This is a genomic window from Streptomyces sp. NPDC056948 (assembly GCF_042674225.1).
Taxonomy (GTDB): Bacteria; Actinomycetota; Actinomycetes; order Streptomycetales; family Streptomycetaceae; genus Streptomyces; species Streptomyces purpurascens.
In genome coordinates this window covers 1-6,254 of the sequence record NZ_JBHUQX010000494.1, presented here as the reverse complement: position 1 = coordinate 6,254, position 6,254 = coordinate 1, and the positions used below count along the sequence as shown (strand labels likewise).

The 6,254-nt window shown below is 68.8% G+C and carries 4 protein-coding genes and 1 tRNA gene; 3 read left to right on the top strand and 2 right to left on the bottom strand.

Features of this window, described 5'->3' with window-relative positions; genetic code table 11:
* Positions 1-34 precede the first annotated feature (34 nt).
* The gene (locus ACFTZL_RS39275; protein ID WP_382593597.1) at positions 35-2,566 is read right to left on the bottom strand and encodes an ABC transporter permease; all 2,532 of its coding nucleotides are present in this window, start codon (positions 2,564-2,566) and stop codon (positions 35-37) included.
* Between the two features lie 38 nt (positions 2,567-2,604).
* A complete protein-coding gene (locus ACFTZL_RS39270) occupies positions 2,605-3,375 on the bottom strand; it encodes an ABC transporter ATP-binding protein (protein ID WP_382593594.1) in 771 nt (256 codons plus the stop codon).
* A gap of 418 nt (positions 3,376-3,793) precedes the next feature.
* On the opposite strand from ACFTZL_RS39270, the gene ACFTZL_RS39265 reads away from it, so the two are divergent.
* The 3 genes from ACFTZL_RS39265 to ACFTZL_RS39255 form a co-directional block, all read left to right on the top strand.
* Positions 3,794-3,877: transfer RNA gene (locus ACFTZL_RS39265), tRNA-Leu, on the top strand.
* Between the two features lie 135 nt (positions 3,878-4,012).
* On the top strand, positions 4,013-5,224 hold the full coding sequence (locus ACFTZL_RS39260) for a 4-hydroxybenzoate 3-monooxygenase (protein ID WP_382593591.1): 1,212 nt from the start codon (positions 4,013-4,015) through the stop codon (positions 5,222-5,224).
* A gap of 133 nt (positions 5,225-5,357) precedes the next feature.
* Positions 5,358-6,254: Bax inhibitor-1/YccA family protein (locus ACFTZL_RS39255; protein WP_382593588.1), on the top strand; the 897-nt coding region annotated here is incomplete at its 3' end.

The following is a 6,254-nucleotide window of genomic DNA, read 5'->3' as shown; positions in this document are numbered from 1 at the left end:
CCGTCGGTGGGAAAGGGGGCCTCCGCGGTTCTCGCTATTCCGCCTTGATCGCTTCCAGCATGTTCAGCCGGGCCGCCCGCCGGGCCGGCCACAGTGCCGCGAGGACACCCACCGTCGCGGCCAGCAGCAGGAAGACACCCATCCGGGCCCAGGGCAGGACCAGCGCGTAGGTCGGCATCTTCGAGGCCAGCAACTCACCGGCCGCCCAGCCGAAGAACACGCCCAGGCCGATGCCCAGCACCCCGCCGAACAGCGAGATCACCAGGGACTCCATACGGACCATCCGCTTGATGCCCTTGCGGTCCAGGCCGATCGCCCGGAGCATGCCGATCTCCTGGGAGCGCTCGAAGACCGACATGGCCAGGGTGTTGATGACCCCGAGGACCGCCACGATCACGGCCATGGCGAGCAGTCCGTAGAGCATGTTCAGCATCAGCGTGAACATCTGCGCGATCTCGTTGGAGATGTCCTTCTTGTCCTGGACCTTGATCGCCGGGTTGTTGTCGAGGGCCTTCTCCAGCTTGTCCTGCGCCGCGGCGGACGCGCCGCCGGAGGTCTTCGCCATGACCTTCATGACGTACGGGTCGGACGTGTGCGGCGCGAGCGTCGCCTGGTCGAGCAGGATGCCGCTGAGGTACTCGTTGCTCTCGTAGGTCCCGGCGACGGTGAGCCGCTGCTTCTTGCCGTCCTCGAAGGCGACGCTGAAGCTCGAACCGGCCTTCCAGTGGTTGGACTCGGCGGTCGTGCTGTCCACGACGACCTGGGAGCCGCCGACCTTGAAGGAGCCGTCGTCGACCTTCGGGCCGGCCAGCTCGCCGATCGCGGCGCCGTTGACGCCGGTCAGGTACTCGTCGGTCTTGCCGTCGACACGGGCCACGGCGTTGGTCATCGCGCTGGTGGCGGTGACGCCGTCGGTCTGCTTCAGCTTCTTCTCGACGTCCGGGGACAGCGGGTTGCCGTTCGCCATGGACACCACGTAGTCCGCCTTGATCGCGGACGCCGCCATCTTGTCGATGGCCTGCTGGAGGCTGCCCGCCGTCACCGTCATACCGGTGATCAGGGTCAGGCCGATCATCAGCGCGGAGGCGGTGGCGGCCGTACGGCGCGGATTGCGCACCGAGTTCTGCCGGGCCAGCTTGCCGGAGACGCCGAAGGCGCGCAGCACCGGCGCCGCGGCGGCGATCAGCGGGCGGGACAGCAGCGGGGTCAGGATGAACACGCCGATGATCAGCAGCACCGCGCCGAGGCCCATCGGCATCTGGCCGTCCGAGCCGTCCATGGTCGTGGCCACCAGGACCACCGCGATGCCCGCGGCCGAGAACAGGGTGCCCAGCGTGTTGCGCAGCACCAGCGACTTGGTCGTGGACTTGGCGTGCACGCTGCTCATGGCCGCGACCGGCGGGATCTTCGCGGCCCGGCGGCCCGGCAGCCACGCCGCCAGCATGGTCACCAGGATGCCGACGGCGAACGCGGCGGCGATCGTGGCCGGCTTGATGATCAGCGGGCCGCCGGGCACGGTCGCGCCGAACGAGCCCATCAGGGAGCGCAGTCCGGCCCCGATGCCGATGCCCGCGACCAGACCGGTCACGGCGGCGACCGCGCCGACCACGAACGCCTCGATCAGCACCGACCGCGTCACCTGCCGGCGCGAGGCACCGACCGCCCGCATCAGCGCCAGCTCCTTGGTGCGCTGGGCGACCAGCATGGTGAAGGTGTTGGCGATGATGAACGTGCCGACGAACAGGGCGATGCCGGCGAAGACCAGCAGGGCCGTCTGCATGCCGCTCATCGAGCGGGCGATGGTGTCCGCCTGCTCGTCGGCGAGCTCCTGGCCGGTGGTGGTCTGGACGGTGTCCCCGGGCAGCGCCTTGTCCAGCTCCGCCTTGAGGGCGGCCTGCGAGACGCCCGGCTTCGCCTTGACGTCGATCTGGTCGTAGACGCCCGCCTTGCCGAACTGCTGCTGCGCGGTCGCCGTGTCGAACAGGGTCAGGCTGCCGCCGGCCGCGACATTGCCGTCGTCGGTGGTGAAGATGCCGGCGATCTTCGGGGTCAGGACCGGCCCGTCGACCGACATGCGTACGGTGTCGCCGACCTCGTACCCGGCGCGCTTGGCCGTCTCCGAGTCGATGAGGATCTCGCCCGCGCCCTTGGGCGCGTGCCCGCTCGCCAGCGGGTAGCGGGGATCGTCGGCACCCCAGTAGTTGCCGCCCTGCGACTGGAAGCCCTCGCCGATCAGCTTGCCGTCCTTGTCGGCGATGGCGGTGAAGCCCTGCACGACCCCGATGGCGGACGCGGCACCGGGAACCCGCTCACTCTTGTCGAGCACGGCCCGGTTCAGTTCGTGGACCTTGCCGACCCGGTCGCCCTCGGAGTCCTGGTAGTCCGCTGTCACGGCGACGTCGACCCGGTCGAAGCCCTTGGCGGAGCTCTTCTGGAAGGCGTCGGAGATGGTGTTGGTGAAGACCAGGGTCCCCGACACGAAGGCCACGCCGAGCATCACGGCGAGGACGGTCATCAGGAGCCGGGCCTTGTGCGCGAGCACGTTGCGCAAGGCGGTACGGAACATGGGTTCTTCTTCTCAGTCCTGTCGGTCCTGACGGGGGATCAGCTGGTGCGGCCCTTGGCGTCGAACGCCTTCATGCGGTCGAGCACCGAATCGGCCGTGGGCCCGTGCATCTCGTCCACGATCCGGCCGTCCGCGAGGAAGACGACCCGGTCCGCGTAGGCCGCGGCCACCGGGTCGTGAGTCACCATCACCACCGTCTGGCCCAGCTCCCGCACGGAGTTGCGCAGGAAGCCCAGCACCTCGGCGCCGGAGCGCGAGTCGAGGTTGCCGGTGGGCTCGTCACCGAAGATGATCTCGGGCCTGGAGGCCAGCGCCCGCGCCACGGCGACGCGCTGCTGCTGACCGCCCGACAGTTGCGAGGGCCGGTGGCCCAGCCGGTCCGCCAGGCCGACCATCCGGATGACGGAGTCCAGCCACTGCTTGTCCGGCTTACGGCCCGCGATGTCCATCGGGAGGGTGATGTTCTCCAGGGCCGTCAGGGTCGGCAGCAGATTGAACGCCTGGAAGATGAAGCCGATCTTGTCCCGGCGCAGCTTGGTCAACTGCTTGTCCTTCAGGGAGCCGAGCTCGGTGTCGCCGATGCGCACCGACCCGGAGGAGAAGGAGTCGAGACCGGCCACGCAGTGCATCAGGGTCGACTTGCCGGAGCCCGAGGGGCCCATGATCGCGGTGAACTCGGCCTGCCGGAAGTCGGCGGAGACGCGGTCCAGGGCGACCACCTGGGTCTCACCCTGCCCGTAGATCTTCGAGAGATCCGTGGCGCGCGCGGCCACGGTGGTGGCCCGGTCGGCGAGGGAAGCGGTGGTCACGGGATGGCACTCCTGTCGGGACGGCGATGGTGTCGGGAGGACGTGATCCATCGTCCGGGTCCCCCGCCGCCGTGTAGTCACCCGCAGTTCCCGTTCCGAGGGCCGACTTCGGTCTGACCGCGAGCGGCGGTGTCATACCTGGGGATGACGAACGCCCCTGAGTGGCCCCGGTGTCGGGTACCTGAGGGGTGACGATGTCGAGAACAGGTGGAGTGCCCTCGTTCGGGCGGTGAAATTCCGTCATTCCGCATGCGGCGCCCATCGCCGCACGTAAGGCTATTGGCAAGTGCGGATGGCGTGTTCCGTGTGCTGATGCACCCTCAGACGTCAATAAAATAAGACAACATCGGTCCGTGCTTCCGCTGTTCGGGGGATCCGTCCCGATAGTCTCGGAACCTCGACGCGGAGCCCATGGCCTGCCCGGATGGTGGAATGCAGACACGGCGAGCTTAAACCTCGCTGCCCCTTCGCGGGCGTGCCGGTTCGAGTCCGGCTCCGGGCACCTTCCGACTCCTGCATGGTTCATTGAAGAGTTCACGGCATGCCCGTTGACAGCGGGCGCATGCCGTCGGAAACTCACATCCGACAGTAGTGAAATAATTTTCACCACACGAACAAGAGTGAGAGAAGGTGCCCGATGCGCACCACCGTCGGCATCATCGGAGCCGGCCCCGCCGGCCTCCTCCTCGCCCGGCTGCTCCACAACGCCGGCATCGACTCGGTCGTGCTGGAGAGCCGCGACCGTGCCTACGTCGAACGGCGGCAGCGAGCCGGGATTCTGGAGCAGGGCACGGCGGACGTGCTGCGCGCGGCCGGCGCCGGGGAGCGCATGGACCGCGAGGGTCTGCGCCACGACGGCATCGAACTGCGCTTCGACCGCCGACGCCACCGCGTCGACTTCCCCGCCCTCACCGGGGGCCGGTCCGTGATGGTCTACGCCCAGACCGAGGTCTGCAAGGACCTCATCGCCCTCCAGCTCCGGGAGGGCGGCCCGCTGCTGTTCGAGGCGGAGGCGCTGGCCGTGGAGGACGCCGGCACCGACGCCCCGCGCGTCCGCTTCCGGCACGAGGGCCGCGAGGACGTCCTGGAGTGTGAGTACGTCGTCGGCTGCGACGGCTTCTGGGGCGTGGCCCGCAGGGCGATCCCGGCCGAACTGACCCAAGTCTTCGAACGGACGTACCCCTTCGGCTGGCTCGGCATCCTCGCCGACGTACCGCCCTCGCACGACGAGCTCGTCTACGCCCGCCACGACCGCGGCTTCGCCCTGCTCTCCATGCGCTCGCCGTCCGTCTCGCGGCTCTACCTCCAGGTGCCCGACGGCACCGACGCCGAGGCGTGGAGCGACGAGGAGATCTGGGACGAGCTGGAGCGCCGCTTCGAGACCGCCGACGACTGGCGCCTGGAGCGCGGCCCGGTCACCCAGAAGTCCGTCACCCCGATGCGCTCCTACGTCCACGAGCCCATGCGCCACGGCCGCCTCTTCCTCGCCGGTGACGCGGCGCACATCGTGCCGCCGACCGGAGCCAAGGGGCTGAATCTCGCCGTCGGCGACGTCGTGACGTTCGCGCGGGCCCTGACGCACCGCGAGGAGACCGGTTCGGCGGCACTGCTGGACGCCTACTCGGAGACCTGCCTACGCCGGATCTGGCAGGCCGAGCGGTTCTCCTACGACATGACGACCCTTCTGCACCGCGCCCCCGGCGCGACCGGCTTCGAGGACCGGCTCCAGCTCGCCCGGCTGGACCGGATCGCCTCCTCCCGCGCCGCCGAGACCGACCTGGCGGAGGGGTACACGGGCTTCCCGTTCGGGCGAGGTTCGGACGAGGTGATGAATGACCCCCTCCGGTGAGGGGAATCACGAAGCCGCGTAGCGTGTTGCGCAGCACGACGAGGGAAAGATCCTACCCAAGCACTAGGGTCATTCCTTTGCCTACCTATTACTCTTGAGCCAAGGCCACGACGTGTGGCCATGGAGGAGTGAAATGAGGAGCAGAAACCCGGTCTTCTCGCGACGGGGGTTCAGCCGCGACAACGGCTACGCGGGCTTCAACACCGCGCCGCAGGCCGGGGGTCCCGCTGTCGCCACGCAGGGCAACCCGTACGCGCAGCCGACGGGCGACCAGTACGCGCAGAACCCTTACGCGCAGAACCCTTACGCCCAGCAGGACCTGCAGCACGGCGCGCCGCCGCAGGCGCCGGCCACCACCGGCCGGATGTCCATCGACGACGTCGTCCTGCGCACGGCGAGCACGCTCGGTGTGCTCATCCTCACCGCCGCGCTCTCCTGGGCCCTGCTGCCGATCGACGACGCCAACATCAGCCGTAGCTACGGCATCGGTATCGGCGCCGCGCTGATCGGCATGGTCCTGGCGTTCGTGCAGTCCTTCAAGCGCAAGGCCTCGCCCGCGCTGATCCTGACGTACGCCGCGTTCGAGGGTGTCTTCCTCGGCGTCGTCTCCAACATCGTCGACAACCGCATCGCCGACGGCGCGGCCATGCAGGCCGTGATCGGCACCATGGCGGTCTTCGCCGGTGTGCTGATCGCGTACAAGGCCGGCTGGATCCGCGTCAACCGCCGCTTCTACGGCTTCGTGATGGCGGCCGCGCTCGGCTTCATCCTGCTGATGACCGTGAACCTGCTGTTCGCGGTGTTCGGCGGCGGTGACGGCCTCGGCTTCCGCAGCGGTGCCATGGGTGTCATCTTCGGCATCATCGGCATCCTCCTCGGCGCCTGCTTCCTCGCCCTGGACTTCAAGCAGGTCGAGGACGGCATCGCCTACGGCGCTCCGCGCGAGGAGGCGTGGTTCGCGGCCTTCGGCCTCACGCTGACGCTGGTGTGGATCTACCTGGAGTTCCTGAGGCTCATCTCGATCCTCAAC